This window comes from Thauera sp. 28, assembly GCF_000310145.2.
GTDB classification, from domain to species: domain Bacteria; phylum Pseudomonadota; class Gammaproteobacteria; order Burkholderiales; family Rhodocyclaceae; genus Thauera; species Thauera mechernichensis.
On the sequence record NZ_AMXA01000004.1, the window covers coordinates 59027 to 73366 of the forward strand.

A 14340-nucleotide genomic window follows, 5' to 3' on the forward strand; every position below is an offset into this window, starting at 1 on the left:
GTAGATGAGGGCTCGGCCTTGCGCCTCCGGGGCGCGGGGCCGAGCCACTACCCGCATTTTCCTCCTTTCCCCAGGGTTCCATGAAACGCGCGATCGGCAACCTCTTCGTCGTCGTCGTACTGGCAGCGGTGGCGTTTGCGTTCTCCGAACGCAGCGATCCGCCGATGCCGGCGACGCAGACGCGTATCGACCACCTGCAGATGCTCGACCTTGCCGAGCGCGATGACGGTCGCCTGATCGCGGTCGGCGAGCGCGGCCACATCTTCGTGTCCGATGACCATGGCGGTGCGTGGCGCGCAGTGGCATCGCCGGCGGGTGCCACGCTGGTCGCGGTGCGCTTTGTGGATGCGCAGCGCGTTGTCGCTGTGGGTCACGACGCGGTGATCGTTCGCAGCGAGGATGGCGGCGAGCATTGGGTAAAGGTGCAGTCCGACCCCGAAGCCGAGGAGCCGCTGCTGGGCGCCTGGTTCGATGCCGATGGCCAAGGGATTGCGGTTGGCGCCTATGGGCGCCTGGAGCGTACGGCCGACGGCGGAGCAAGCTGGGCGCGTCAGGAGGTCGAGGCCAATGAGGACGGACTTCACCTGAACGCGGTGGTCCGCCTGGCTGGCGGAGACCTGCTGATCGCCGGCGAAGCCGGCCTGCTGCTGCGCTCGCGGGACGACGGCGACTCCTGGGAAGCGCTCGAGTCGCCTTACGCAGGTTCGTTCTTTGGTGCGCTGGCCTTGGCCGACGGCGGGGCGCTGGTGTTCGGCATGCGTGGCCATGTGTTCCGCTCGGATGATGGCGGCGACAGCTGGCAGGAGGTCGGTCCGGGTGTTCCCAGTTCGCTCTTCGGTGGCCGTGTGCTCGCTGATGGGCGTGTGGTACTGGCGGGCCAGGCGGGTGTCGTGCTGATCAGCGAGGATGGTGCGCACAGTTTCGTGCGAGTCGACAACGATGACCGCCGCACGCGCGCGGCGGTTGCCCAGGGCGAACAGCCGGATGCGCTGCTGCTGGTGGGTGAGGAGGGGGTGGAGCGCCTGTCGCTGGTGCCCGCTGCGGGAGGACGTTCCTGATGTTGAAGGCCTTTGTGGAGTTTCTCGGCCTGCTGCTGTTCCGCCGCCGGCGCGTCTTCCTCGGGCTGTTCGTGGTGATCACGCTGCTGCTCGGCGCCTCGGCCTCGCGCCTGCAGGTCGATGCGGGCTTCGAGAAGATGATCCCGCTCGAACACGAGTACATGCAGACCTTCATGGCCTACCGCAACACCTTCGGTGGTGCCAATCGCGTGCTCGTCGCCCTGCGCCAGCATGAGGGCGACATCTACAACGAGGCCTTCATGAGCAAGCTGAAGGCCGCCACGGACGAGGTCTTCTTCATTCCGGGGGTGGATCGCGCCACGGTGACCTCGCTGTTCACCCCCAACGTGCGCTTCATCGAGGTGGTGGAGGCCGGCTTCGCCGGCGGCAACGTCATCCCGGCCGACTTCGAGGGCACGCCGGAAGACCTCGAGACCGTGCGCGAGAATGTGCTCAAGTCGGGGCGTGTGGGGCGACTGGTGTCGAACGACCATCGCGCGGCGATGATCAGTGCAGAGCTGCTCGAGATCGACCCCAACACCGGTGCCCGCCTGGACTACCTGGCGGTGGCGAAGCAGCTTGAAGATCTGCGCACGCGTCATGCCGACGATGGCCTGGACGTGCACATCATCGGCTTCGCGAAGGCCGTGGGTGACATTACCGACGGTGCGCGCGGCGTGCTGATGTTCTTCGTGGTGGCGTTCCTGATCACCGCGGTGCTGCTGTATTTCTACTCCGGGTCGGCAAAGCTGGCCGCGCTCACGCTGTTGTGCGCGATGGTGCCGGTGGTGTGGCTGATGGGTCTGCTGCCGCTCATCGGCTTCGGCATCGATCCGATGTCGATCCTGGTGCCCTTCCTGATCTTTGCCATCGGCGTCAGTCACGCGGTGCAGATGACTCACGCCTGGCGCCTGGAGATCATGGAGGGGGCGGGACCGCTGACGGGAGCGCAGAACGCTTTCAGGCGCCTGTTCCTGCCCGGGTCGATGGCGCTTACCACGACGGTGGTCGGTTTTCTGGTGATCATGCGCATCGAGATCGACATGGTGCGCGAGCTTGCGCTCACCGCCGGCCTCGGTGTCGCCCTGATCCTGCTCACCAACATGTTGCTGTTGCCGCTGCTGCTGTCGTGGACGCGGCTCGACGCGGCGGAGATGCGACGCACAATGGGCGCAGAGTCGAAGGACCACTGGCTGTGGACGCGCCTGCGCACGCTGGCCGAACCCCGGCGCGCGACGGTGGTGCTGATGGTCACTGCGCTGCTGCTGGGCATCGCGACGTGGTTGTCGCGTGATCTGCGCACCGGCGATCTTGGCCACGGCATTCCTGAACTGCACGAGGATGCGCGCTACAACCAGGATGCAGCCGCGATCGTCGAGTCGTTCTCGATCGGCGTCGATGTGCTGTCGGTCATCGTGCAGTCCAGGGGCGTCGATGGTGCCTGCACCAACTTCGACATCATGGACACGATCGACCGCTTCGAGACCACCATGCGCGGTGTGCATGGGGTGCAGAGCGTGGTTGGCCTGCCCGGCGTGGCGAAGACGGTCAATGCCGGCTGGAATGAGGGTAACCCGGCCTGGCGAGTGCTGTCGCGAAACCCCACGGTGCTGGCGCAGTCGGTCACCCCGGTTGATACCAGCACCGGCCTGCTCAACACCGATTGCAGCGCGATGCAGGTGCTCATCTTTACCCGCGATCACGAGGGGGCGACGATTTCGCACGTCATCCGCGAGGTCAAGGCCTTCCGCGACGCCAACCGCGGCGAGCATCTCGACTTTCTGCTCGCCTCCGGCAACGTCGGCGTGATGGCGGCGACCAACGAGGCCGTCGATGCCGCCTCGGTAACCATCCTGGTGCTGGTGTTCGGGGTGATCAGCGTACTGTTCTTCCTCGAGTTCCGCTCCTGGCGCGCAACACTCTGCATCATCCTGCCGCTGATGATCGCCGCGGTGTTCTGCAATGCGCTGATGGCGCTGCTGGGCATCGGCCTGAAGGTGTCCACCTTGCCTGTCGTCGCGATTGCGGTCGGTATTGGCGTCGACTACGGGATCTACTTCTACGAACGCATGTCCGACCGCTTCCGCAAAGGCGATGCGTTGCCGGACGCCTTCTATCAGGCACTCTGCCAGCGTGGCACCGCGGTGATGTTCACCGCCACCACGATGAGCGTAGGCGTGGGCACCTGGGTCTTCTCCGCGCTCAAGTTCCAGGCCGACATGGGGTTGCTGATGGCGTTCATGTTCATCGTGAACATGCTCGGTGCGCTGCTCCTGTTGCCGGCGCTTGCGGCCCTGCTGCTCAAGGCAGGGCCCGCGCAGGAAAAGAAGATTTCCTGAATCGATCCATCAATATTCTTGACACGGGCAGTAATCGCCGTAGAATTCAAACGAACGTTTGAATGAGTAAGCTTCGATCCATCCAGTGCTCGTTCAGGAGAATGATGATGAGCAGTCCTTCAGCGCGGTCGGGCCCCGAGACACGCGGTCGCATCCTTGATGCGGCCGAGGCGCTGTTTGTCGAGCATGGTCTGGATGCCACCTCGATGCGCATGATCACCACTGAGGCGGGGGTCAACCTGGCCGCGGTCAACTACCACTTCGGCTCCAAGGACAGCCTGATCCACGAGGTTTTCAGGCGCCGCCTCGGCGAGCTCAACCAGTCCCGCCTCGCTGCCCTCGATCGTGCCGAGCAGCGCGCGCGAGCGAACGGGACACAGATCAAGCCGAGCCAGGTGCTGGAGGCCTTCTTCACCCCTTCGCTGGAGATGGCGACCGATACCGTGCATGGCGGCCGCACCTTCATGCAATTGCTCGGTCGGACCTATACCGAGCCGAACGCTTTCGTGCGCAAGTTCCTGGCCGAGGAGTATGCGCAGACCCTGCAGCGTTTCCTGCAGGCGCTGTACGACTCGCTGCCCGGCGTGCCGCGCGAGGAGATCCTGTGGCGCTTCCATTTCATGATGGGGGCGACCTCGTACGCGATTGCCGGGACCGACGCCCTGCAGCTGTTTGCCGGGCGCTTCGACGACGAGGACCCCGCGCACATGCTGCCGCGCCTGATGTCCTTCCTGCTTGGCGGCTTGCGCGCACCGCTCCCCGACTTCGTCACTGGCGCGGAGTCTGTGGCGCGGAATGCCGAATGAATCTGCAGCTGCGTCTCGGCGCGGCTGCAACACCTGATTGATGTTGTTCTGGAGACAGAGATGACCTGGTTGCTACTGCTTTCCCTCCCTCCCTTGGCAGGTGCGCTCGCCTACGGGCGAGCGCCACTTTTTGCCTGGCTCTGGGCAGGGCTGGCCTGGCTTGCGGCGATGGGCTGGGCGGCCGGTTGGGCAGTGGGCTGGACCCTGCTCGCGATGGCGGTGCTGGCTGCCGTGCTGGGGGTGTTCATGCATGATGGCCTGCGGCGCCAGCGCGTGACCGCACCGATCCTGAAGGCCTTCCGCGGGGCCCTGCCCGCGATGTCACAGACCGAGCGCGACGCGCTCGAGGCCGGCACGGTGTGGTGGGAAGGCGAGCTCTTCGCCGGCCGCCCGGACTGGAACAAGCTCGGTGCCTACCCCTGGCCAAAGCTAAGCGCCGAGGAGCAGGCCTTCCTCGACAACGAGACCGAGGCGCTGTGCCGCCTCACCAACGACTGGGCGTGCACCCAGCAGCAGGACATGCCCGCCGAGGTCTGGCAGTACATCAAGGACAAGGGCTTCCTGGGCATGATCATCCCCAGGGAATATGGCGGCAAGGGCTTCTCGGCCTACGCTCACTCGCAGGTCATCACCAAGCTGTCGACGCGATCTTCGGCACCGGCGGTGACGGTGATGGTGCCCAATTCGCTCGGTCCGGCGGAGCTGCTGCTGCACTACGGCACGCCGGAGCAGAAGCAGCACTACCTGCCCGGCCTGGCCAGCGGCCGCGAGATCCCCGCCTTTGCGCTCACCAGCCCGTGGGCGGGCTCGGACGCAGCCTCCATCCCCGATGCGGGTGTGGTGTGCAAGGGCGAATGGAATGGCGAAGAGGTGCTGGGCATGCGCGTCTCCTTCGACAAGCGCTACATCACGCTCGCGCCGGTGTGCACCGTGTTCGGCCTCGCTTTCCGCCTCTATGACCCCGAGCGCCTGCTGGGGGGCGACGAGGATCTGGGCATTACCTGCGCGCTGGTGCCGCACGACCACCCGGGGGTGGACATCGGCAACCGCCACTTCCCGCTCAACGCGGTGTGGATGAACGGGCCGGTGCGCGGCAAGGACGTGTTCATGCCGCTCGACTTCATCATCGGCGGCCCGCGCATGGCGGGGCAGGGCTGGCGCATGCTCATGGAGTGCCTGGCGGCCGGGCGCAGCATTTCGCTGCCCGGTTCCAACACCGGCATGCAGAAGCTCACTGCGCGCGCTGTCGGCGCCTATGCCCGTGTGCGTTACCAGTTCAAGACCGCGATCGGCCGCTTCGAAGGTGTCGAGGAGGCGCTGACCCGGATCGGTGCCAACACCTACCTGTGCGATGCCGCGCGGGTGATGACGGCCGGTGCGATCGATCTTGGCGAGAAGCCCTCGGTGGTGTCGGCGATCGTCAAGTACCACGTTACCGAACGTGCACGCCAGGTCGTCAATGATGGCATGGACGTCATCGGCGGCAAGGGCATCTGCCTGGGGCCGCAGAACTTCCTCGGTCGCGCCTACCAGCAGATTCCGGTCGGCATCACGGTCGAGGGTGCGAACATCCTCACCCGCAGCCTGATCCTGTTCGGCCAGGGCGCGATCCGCTGCCACCCCTACGTGCTCGACGAGATGCACTCGGCGCAGAAGAACGACCTCGAGGCTTTCGACAAGGCGCTGTGGGGCCACGTCGGCTTCACGGTGTCCAATGCCGCGCGTGCGGTGGCGATGGGGCTGACCGGCTCGCACTTCGTCAAGGTGCCGGCCGACGTGGCGCCCGAGACGCGGCGCTACTACCAGCAGCTGACCCGCTTCTCGGCCGCCTTCGCCTTCATCTCGGACATCTCCATGGGCACCCTGGGCGGTGCGCTCAAGCGCAAGGAGAAGCTGTCGGCGCGCCTGGGCGACATCCTGTCGCTGATGTACCTGGCCACGGCGACCCTCAAGCGTTACGAGGCCGAGGGCCGACAGGCGGCGGATGCACCGCTGATGCACTGGGCGATCTGGGACTGCATGTTCCGCATCCAGCTCGCCTTCGAAGGCGTGATCGCCAATTTCCCGAACAAGCTCTTCGCCTTCCTGCTGCGTCGCTTGGTCGTGTTCCCGCTTGGTCGTCCCTATGTCGTGCCTTCGGACAAGCTCGGCCACCAGGTTGCCGCGCTGCTCATCGAGCCTTCGGCCACCCGCGACCGTCTCACCGCGGATGTCTACCTGCCGGAGGACATCGAGGAGCCGGTGGGCGCGCTCGAGGCCGCGCTCGCGGCGACGATCGCCGCCGAGCCGGTCGAGGCCAAGCTCAGGCAACTGCAGCGCGATGGCCGCTTCGCCCCCGGGTTGATGACTGGCGGCGATGTCGACGAGGTGTGGCGCCGCGCACGCGAAGCCGGCGTGATCAGCGATGAGGAGTTCCGCCTCGTCGAGCGCCGCAACATGCTGCGCAACAAGGTGATCCGCGTCGATGACTTCCCTTATGACTTCGGCCTGCGCGCCGCGCTCGAGGAGGCGCCGCGCTCGGCGCCTGCGTTGAAGGTGGCTGCATGAGCCGGACGGTCTATGTCGTCGATGGTGCGCGTACGCCCTTCCTGAAGGCGAAGAACGCACCCGGCCCCTTCACCGCCGCCGACCTCGCCACCGCGGCGGGCAGTGCGCTGCTGGTGCGCCAGCCTTTCGCGCCCGACCAACTTGACGAGGTCATCCTGGGCTGCGCCAGCCCGTCGGCCGATGAGGTCAACATCGGCCGCGTGGTTGCGCTGCGCATGGGCTGCGGCAACGCAGTGCCAGGCTGGACGGTGATGCGCAACTGCGCCTCGGGCATGCAGGCGCTCGATTCCGCGCTCACCAACATCCGCAGCGGCCGCAGCGAGCTCGTTCTTGCCGGTGGTGTCGATGCGCTCTCGCATGCGCCGCTGCTGTTCTCGGACAAGATGGTGCGCTGGCTGGCGGGCTGGTATGCCGCCCGCAGCGTGGGCCAGAAGCTTGCCGCGCTGAAGTCGCTGCGCCTGGGATATCTCGCGCCGGTGATCGGCATCATGAAGGGGCTTACCGATCCGATCGTGGGCCAGCTGATGGGTCAGACAGCCGAGAACCTGGCTTGGAAGTTCGGCATCACCCGCGCCGACATGGATGCCTTCGCGGTCGAAAGCCACCGCCGCGTGTGTGCGGCGCAGGATGCCGGCCACCTGCGCGCCGAGATCGTGCCGCTGATCGATCGCGACGGCACCGTGTACTCGGCCGACGACGGCGTGCGGCGCGATTCGTCGATGGACAACCTCGCCCGCCTCAAGCCCTTCTTCGACAAGAAATATGGCCGCGTGACGCCGGGCAACAGCTCCCAGATCACCGATGGCGCTGCCTGGCTGGTGCTGGCCTCCGAGGAGGCGGTGACGCGCCATGGCCTGCAGCCGATCGGGCGCATCGTTGATAGCCAGTGGGCCGGCCTCGCGCCCGACCAGATGGGCCTGGGGCCGGTGCATGCGGCGATGCCGATCCTGCAGCGTCACGGCCTGGCGCCGCAGGCGCTGGATGCCTGGGAGATCAACGAGGCCTTTGCCGCCCAGGTGATCGCCTGCCTGCGTGCGCTGGCCGACGATGCCTACTGCCGCGAGCACTTCGGTGTCGACGCGCCCGGCGCCCCTGATGCCGCACACCTCAACCTCGATGGTGGCGCGGTGGCACTCGGACATCCGGTGGGCGCGAGCGGTGCGCGCATCGTCCTGCATCTGCTCCATGTGCTGCGCCGCAAGGGCGGCGGGCGTGGGCTGGCGTCGATCTGCATCGGCGGTGGCCAGGGCGGCGCCATGCTGGTGGAGACGGTTTGATGAGCGAGAACATGCAACACGACTGGAAACACTGGCGTCTGCGCCGGGAAGACGGCGGGCTGGCCTGGCTCGAGCTGGACAAGGCGGACGCGAGTACCAACGTGCTGTCGGCCGAGGTGATGACCGAGTTCGGCCGCGTGCTCGATGCCCTCGATGCGGCGCCGCCCAAGGCGCTCGTGATCGCATCGGCCAAGCCTGCGGGCTTCATCGCCGGTGCCGACATCGAGGAGTTTTCCCGCATTGCCTCGCCGGCCGCCGCGCGTGCGCTGGTCGAGCGCGGCTGGGGCTTGTTCAACCGCCTGGCTGCGGTGCGCTACCCCACGCTCGCGCTCATCCGCGGGCATTGCATGGGCGGCGGGCTCGAGCTCGCGCTGGCCTGCCGTTACCGGCTCGTGGTCGATGAGCCCGGCACGCGGCTCGCCCTGCCCGAGGTCATGCTCGGCATCGTCCCGGCCTGGGGCGGCATGCTGCGCCTGCCGCAGGCGGTGGGGCCGGCGACGGCGCTCGATCTCATGCTCACCGGCAAGGCGGTGGATGCGAGGAAGGCCAAGCGCATCGGGCTGGCCGACGACTACGTGCCGGCGCGGGTGATGGAATCCGCAGCACGCATGATGGCACTGGCAGCGGCCCCGGCGCGCCGGCCGCCGCTGCAGGAGCGCTTGCTGCGCCTGGCGATGAACGGTCCGCTGCGTCGTGTCGTGGCCGACAAGGCGCGCAAGCAGGCGGCAGCCAAGGTCAGCCGCGAGCACTACCCGGCGCCCTTCGCCATCGTCGACATCTGGGAAAAGCATGGCGGCAACGCACTCGCCGTGCCTGCGGGCGATCCTGCTTCGCTCGAGGCCATTTTCGATTCGCCCACCGCCAAGAACCTGGTGCGGGTGTTCTTCCTGCAGGAGCGCTTGAAGGCCTTCGGCAAGGAGAGCGACTTCGCGCCCCGCCATGTGCATGTCGTCGGCGCAGGCGTGATGGGCGGAGACATCGCTGCGGTGTGCGCGCTGCGCGGCATGACGGTGACGCTGCAGGATCAGTCCGTCGAGCGCATCGCACCGGCCATCCAGCGTGCGGCCAGGCTCTTCGAGCGCCGCCACAAGGGCGATGCGCGTCAGGTGCGCTTCACCCTGGACCGCCTGATTGCCGATCCAGAAGGCCATGGCGCGGCGCGCGCCGACTTGATCATCGAGGCCATCTTCGAGGATCTGGCGGTCAAGCGCAGCCTGTTCGCCGAGCTCGAACGCCGCGCCCGGCCCGAGGCCGTTCTCGCGACCAACACCTCCAGCCTGCGTCTGGAGGATATCGCCAGTGCGTTGCAGGACCCGTCGCGACTGGTCGGCATCCACTTCTTCAACCCGGTGCCGATGCTGCCGCTGGTCGAGGTGGTGGCAGGTGAGGCCACCGCGGCCGAGGTGCTGCGCCGTGCGACCGGTTTCGTGCGCCGCATCGACAAGCTGCCGCTGCCCGTGAAGAGCGCGCCGGGCTTCCTCGTCAATGCGGTGCTCGGGCCTTACATGCTTGAGGCCCTGCGCTGCGTCGAGGAGGGCATTGCGCCCGAGACGGTGGACGCCGCGCTCACGGCCTTCGGCATGCCGATGGGGCCGGTCGAACTGGTTGATACCGTCGGCCTGGATATAGCGGTTGCTGCCGGCAAGGCGCTCGCAGGCAGCGGGGCGGAGCCACCCGCGCGCCTGCTGAAGCTGGTTGCTGCGGGCAAGCTTGGACGCAAGTCGGGCGAGGGCTACTACCGCTGGCAGGATGGCAAGGTCGTCAAGACGGCTGCCGAGGGCGGCAAGCGCGCTGGCGCGCCCGCGCCTGCGGTGCCTGCGGGCCTGGCCGAGCGCGTGCTCGCACCGCTGCTCGCGGCGACCGAGCGCTGCGTGCGCGAGGGGGTAGTGGGCGATACGGATCTCGCCGATGCGGGTGTCATTTTCGGGACGGGTTTCGCGCCGCACACCGGCGGCCCGCTCAACCTGCTCGCCACGCGCGGGAAAGCGTCGGCCTTGCCTGGCTGACCATGGAGGAAAGACTGATGTCACAGACCACGAACGCACCTTGCGCGCTGCCCGAACACAAGCAGCCCGCGCTGCGTGTGATGCCGATGCCGGCAGACCTCAATCCCGCCGGTGACGTGTTCGGCGGTTGGATCATGTCCATGGTGGACATCGCCGGTGCGATCCCCGCGCGTCGGCGCGCACGCAGCCGGGTGGCCACGGTGGCGGTGAACTCATTCACGTTCAAGCAGCCGGTTTCGGTGGGCGACCTGGTCAGCTTCTACGCCGAGATCGTGTCGGTTGGCGTGAGCTCGGTGACAGTGGATGTGGAGGTTTACGCCGAGCGCGAGCCGGAGAATCCGGTAGTGGTGAAGGTTACCGAGGCGCGTCTGACCTATGTCGCGCTCGATGACCGTGGCCGCAAGCGCCCGATCCCGCCCGAGTGAGCGGCTGCGGGGCCCCGTTTTGCTGGTCGCGCGACACGCGTGCGGCCGGTCCGATGCATTGAATGGACTCTTCAGGGAGGTGGAAGTGAGCAGACTGATTATTCGCAAGGTCGCCGTGCTCGGCGCCGGTGTGATGGGGGCGCAGATCGCTGCCCACTGCGCCAACGCCGATGTGCCGGTGATCCTGTTCGATCTGCCGGCGAAGGAAGGTGACGCCAATGGGGTGGTCGCCAAGGCGATCGCGGGCATGAAGAAGCTTGATCCGGCGCCGTTCGCGGCCAAGGACCGGGTCCGTCATGTCGAGGCCGCCAACTACGGCAGCGACCTTGCACGGCTTGGCGAGTGCGACCTCGTCATCGAGGCCATCGCCGAGAAGATGGAGTGGAAGCTGGATCTGTACGCCAAGGTGGCGCCGCATCTGAAGGCCGGGGCGATCTTCGCCTCGAACACCTCGGGCCTGTCGATCGAGGCGCTGGCGGCGGGCATGCCGGCAGAGCGCCGCAGCCAGTTCTGCGGCATCCACTTCTTCAACCCCCCGCGCTACATGCCGCTGGTGGAGCTCATCCCGACGGCAGCCACTGAACCGGCGCTGGTGGACGGCCTGGAGGGCTGGCTCACCACCCGCCTGGGCAAGAGCATCGTGCGCGCCAAGGACACGCCCAACTTCGTCGCCAACCGCGTCGGTGTGTTCTCCATCCTCGCGGTCCTGCACCATACGCAGCGCCTCGGCCTGGCCTTCGACGAGGTCGACCTGCTCACCGGGCCGCGCATCGGTCGTCCCAAGAGCGCCACCTTCCGCACCGGCGACGTAGTTGGGCTGGACACGCTGGCACATGTCGTGGGCACCATGCAGGCGACACTGCCCGATGACCCGTGGAGCGCGCACTTCCGCACGCCCGATTGGCTGCGGGCGCTGATCGCCCGCGGCGCGCTCGGGCAGAAGACCAAGTGCGGTATCTACCGCAAGCAGGGCAAGCAGATCCAGGTGCTCGACCTGCAGCTGCAGGACTATCGCGACAGCGGCGGTGAGGTGTTCCCTGAGGTCGAGGCGATCCTCAAGCTGAAGAACCCGGCGGAGAAGTTCGCCCAGCTTGCAGCGCACCCGCACCCCCAGGCGCAGTTCCTGTGGTCGATCTTCCGTGACGTGTTCCATTACTGCGCGGTTCACCTGGGCGACATCGCCGACAACGCACGTGACATCGACCTCGCCATGCGCTGGGGCTTCGGTTGGGCGCAGGGGCCGTTCGAGACCTGGCAGGCCGCAGGCTGGCAGGCGGTGGCCGAGATGATCCGCGACGACATCGCCCATGGCCGTGCAATGGCCGCGGTGCCGCTGCCGGCCTGGGTGTTCGAGCGCGAGGGCGTGCATGCACCAGCTGGCTCCTACAGCGCTGCCGAGAACTCGCTGAAGGCCCGCGCAGCACTGTCGGTGTACCAGCGTCAGCTCTACCCCGATCGCGTGCTCGGCGAGGCGCCCGACGACCGCGGCGAAACGCTGTGGGAAAACGCCGGTGTGCGCTTGTGGCGGCGGGCGGATCAGGATGCGCGTATCGGCATCGTGTCGATCACCTCGAAGATGCATGCGATCGGCGACGAGGTCATGGACGGCTTGCTCGAGGCGGTCGCGCGTGCCGAGTGCGAGCTCGACGGCCTGGTGATCTGGCAGCCGGCGCCGTTCGCGGTCGGCGCCAACCTGCAACAGGTCGGCGAGGCCTGCCGTGCGGGCGAGTTCGACCTGCTGGAGAAGATGGTGGCCAAGTTCCAGCGCACCTCGATGGCGATCAAGCATGCCCAGGTGCCGGTGGTGGCGGCTGTGCAGGGCATGGCGCTCGGTGGTGGCTGCGAGTTCGTCATGCATGCGGCGCATCGCGTGTTCGCGCTCGAAAGCTACGTAGGACTGGTCGAGGCGGGCGTGGGCCTCATTCCGGCGGGCGGCGGCTGCAAGGAATTCGCCTTGCAGGCGCACGCCATGGCCCAGCGCGCGGCAGGCGGCGACGTGTTCCCCTACATCCAGAACGCCTTCCAGACCATCGCCATGGCGACGGTCGCCAAGAGCGCGCTGGAAGCGGTACAGCTGGGCTTCGGCCGCGGCAGCGACGATGTGCTGTTCAACGCCAACGAGATCCTGTTTGCCGCGATCCGGCGTGCGCGGGCGATGGCGGAGTCTGCCTGGCGCCCGGCGTTGCTCGATCCCCAGGTCACCGTGGCAGGGCGCAACGGCGTTGCCACCTGCGAGATGATGCTGATCAACATGGCGGAAGGCGGTTTCATCTCGGCGCACGACTATCGTGTCGCGCGTGCAGCGGCCACTGCGCTGTGCGGCGGCGAGGTGGACTCGGGCAGCCGGGTCAGCGAGCAGTGGATTCTGGATGTCGAGCGTGCCCAGTTCGTCGAGCTGCTCAAGACCGAGAAGACCCAGCAGCGCATCGCGCACATGCTCGAGACCGGCAAGCCCCTGCGTAACTGATTGAGGACATGAGAATGAGCAAGCAGATTCAGGACGCCTACGTCGTCGCCGCGGTGCGTACGCCGGTGGCCAAGCGCAATGGCGCCTTCCGCCACGTGCGCCCCGACGACATGCTGGCAACGGTGCTGCGCGCGCTGGTGGCCAAGGTGCCCAACCTCGATGCCAGCCAGATCGGTGACGTCGTCACCGGCTGCGCGATGCCCGAGGCCGAGCAGGGCATGAACGTGGCGCGCATCGGCGCGCTGCTGGCCGGCCTGCCCGATGCGGTGCCGGGGATTACCATCAACCGCTTCTGCGCTTCCGGCCTGCAGGCGGTGGCCGACGCTGCCAGCCGCATCCGCCTCGGCGAGGCGGACGTGATGATCGCCGCCGGCACCGAGAGCATGAGCGCGATGCCGCAGATCATGGGCAACAAGGTCAGCCTCAATCCGGACATCTTCGCACGCGACGAAAATCTCGCCATTGCCTACGGCATGGGTCTGACTGCGGAGAAGGTTGCCCAGCAGTGGCAGGTGAGCCGTGAGGACCAGGACGCTTTCGCGGTCGAGTCGCATCGGCGCGCGTGCGCGGCGATTGCGGCAGGGCACTTTGCCGACGAGATCGCGCCCTATGCCGTGCGTGCGCATGTGCCGGGCGAGGCGGGTACGGTGCGCATGGTCGAGCGTGTGCTCGAGAACGACGAAGGGCCGCGCGCCGACGCCAGCCTCGAGCGACTTGCCAAGCTGCGTCCGGTGTTTGCAGCGCGTGGCTCGGTGACCGCTGGCAACAGCTCCCAGATGTCGGACGGCGCGGGGGCCGTGCTGCTGATGAGCGAGGCTGCGGTCAAGCGCTACGACGTCAAACCGATTGCACGCTTCGCCGGTTATGCGGTCGCCGGCGTGCCGCCCCAGGTGATGGGCATCGGCCCCGTCGAGGCCATCCCGCGCGCGCTCGCCCTGGCCGGTGTCAGCCTTGGCGACATCGCCTGGACCGAGCTCAACGAGGCTTTTGCCGCCCAGGCGCTGGCCGTGATGCGTCAGCTCGATATGGACCCGGCAAGGGTCAATCCGCTCGGTGGGGCGATCGCGCTCGGTCATCCCCTGGGTGCCACCGGAGCGATCCGCACCGCGACGCTGATGTCGGCGATGCAGCGCGATCCGGCGTTGCGCTACGGCATGATCAGCATGTGCATTGGCACGGGTATGGGGGCCGCGGGGGTGTTCGAACGCGTGTAATGCCCATTCCGACCGGGCCGGTTCGCGTTGTGGAAACTACGGATTGGTAGCAAGTTGTTGATCGTTCGGCGTGATCGGGCGGTAACAATCTTTTATAATCCGTGCGTTTGTAGACGCGGGACCGGCCCGACGTCGCCGGGCTGAGGGGCCCGGTGACGGCCAGACGGCGGTCTCGTCCATTCCCACGAGTCTTTGGGCGAG

At 67.2% G+C, this 14340-nt stretch carries 9 protein-coding genes; all 9 read left to right on the plus strand.

The genetic code is table 11. The features are described 5' to 3' along the window. Positions 1-80: 80 nt before the first annotated feature. The 9 genes from C662_RS04945 (at position 81) to C662_RS04985 (ending at position 14139) form a co-directional block, all read left to right on the plus strand. On the plus strand, positions 81-1058 hold the full coding sequence (locus tag C662_RS04945; RefSeq protein WP_002925732.1) for a WD40/YVTN/BNR-like repeat-containing protein: 978 nt from the start codon (positions 81-83) through the stop codon (positions 1056-1058). Next, positions 1058-3397: an efflux RND transporter permease subunit gene (locus tag C662_RS04950; protein WP_002925742.1), complete on the plus strand. Its 2340-nt coding sequence runs from the start codon at positions 1058-1060 to the stop codon at positions 3395-3397. The genes C662_RS04945 and C662_RS04950 overlap by 1 nt, the downstream gene beginning before the upstream one ends. Before the next feature lie 107 nt (positions 3398-3504). Next, positions 3505-4203, plus strand: a complete 699-nt coding sequence (locus tag C662_RS04955; protein ID WP_002925744.1) for a TetR/AcrR family transcriptional regulator — start codon at positions 3505-3507, stop codon at positions 4201-4203. A 60-nt stretch (positions 4204-4263) separates the two neighbouring features. Beyond that, entirely contained in the window at positions 4264-6750 is a 2487-nt protein-coding gene (locus tag C662_RS04960; protein WP_002925745.1) for an acyl-CoA dehydrogenase, read from the plus strand. Next, entirely contained in the window at positions 6747-8027 is a 1281-nt protein-coding gene (locus C662_RS04965) for an acetyl-CoA C-acetyltransferase (RefSeq protein ID WP_002925746.1), read from the plus strand. The genes C662_RS04960 and C662_RS04965 overlap by 4 nt, the downstream gene beginning before the upstream one ends. Continuing rightward, positions 8027-10033, plus strand: a complete 2007-nt coding sequence (locus tag C662_RS04970) for a 3-hydroxyacyl-CoA dehydrogenase NAD-binding domain-containing protein (protein WP_002925747.1) — start codon at positions 8027-8029, stop codon at positions 10031-10033. The genes C662_RS04965 and C662_RS04970 overlap by 1 nt, the downstream gene beginning before the upstream one ends. Before the next feature lie 17 nt (positions 10034-10050). Next, a complete protein-coding gene (locus C662_RS04975) occupies positions 10051-10458 on the plus strand; it encodes an acyl-CoA thioesterase (protein ID WP_002925748.1) in 408 nt (135 codons plus the stop codon). Positions 10459-10543: 85 nt separating this feature from the next. After that, entirely contained in the window at positions 10544-12925 is a 2382-nt protein-coding gene (locus C662_RS04980; RefSeq protein WP_002925750.1) for a 3-hydroxyacyl-CoA dehydrogenase/enoyl-CoA hydratase family protein, read from the plus strand. A gap of 14 nt (positions 12926-12939) precedes the next feature. Next, entirely contained in the window at positions 12940-14139 is a 1200-nt protein-coding gene (locus C662_RS04985; protein ID WP_002925752.1) for an acetyl-CoA C-acyltransferase, read from the plus strand. The last annotated feature ends 201 nt before the right edge of the window (positions 14140-14340 follow it).

Excerpts from the sequence above, each read along its gene's own strand:
- C662_RS04945 (WP_002925732.1), top strand. The coding sequence starts at position 81 with ATGAAACGCGCGATCGGCAACCTCTTCGTCGTCGTCGTACTGGCAGCG.
- C662_RS04950 (WP_002925742.1), top strand. The coding sequence starts at position 1,058 with ATGTTGAAGGCCTTTGTGGAGTTTCTCGGCCTGCTGCTGTTCCGCCGC.
- C662_RS04955 (WP_002925744.1), top strand. The coding sequence starts at position 3,505 with ATGAGCAGTCCTTCAGCGCGGTCGGGCCCCGAGACACGCGGTCGCATC.
- C662_RS04960 (WP_002925745.1), top strand. The coding sequence starts at position 4,264 with ATGACCTGGTTGCTACTGCTTTCCCTCCCTCCCTTGGCAGGTGCGCTC.
- C662_RS04965 (WP_002925746.1), top strand. The coding sequence starts at position 6,747 with ATGAGCCGGACGGTCTATGTCGTCGATGGTGCGCGTACGCCCTTCCTG.
- C662_RS04970 (WP_002925747.1), top strand. The coding sequence starts at position 8,027 with ATGAGCGAGAACATGCAACACGACTGGAAACACTGGCGTCTGCGCCGG.
- C662_RS04975 (WP_002925748.1), top strand. The coding sequence starts at position 10,051 with ATGTCACAGACCACGAACGCACCTTGCGCGCTGCCCGAACACAAGCAG.
- C662_RS04985 (WP_002925752.1), top strand. The coding sequence starts at position 12,940 with ATGAGCAAGCAGATTCAGGACGCCTACGTCGTCGCCGCGGTGCGTACG.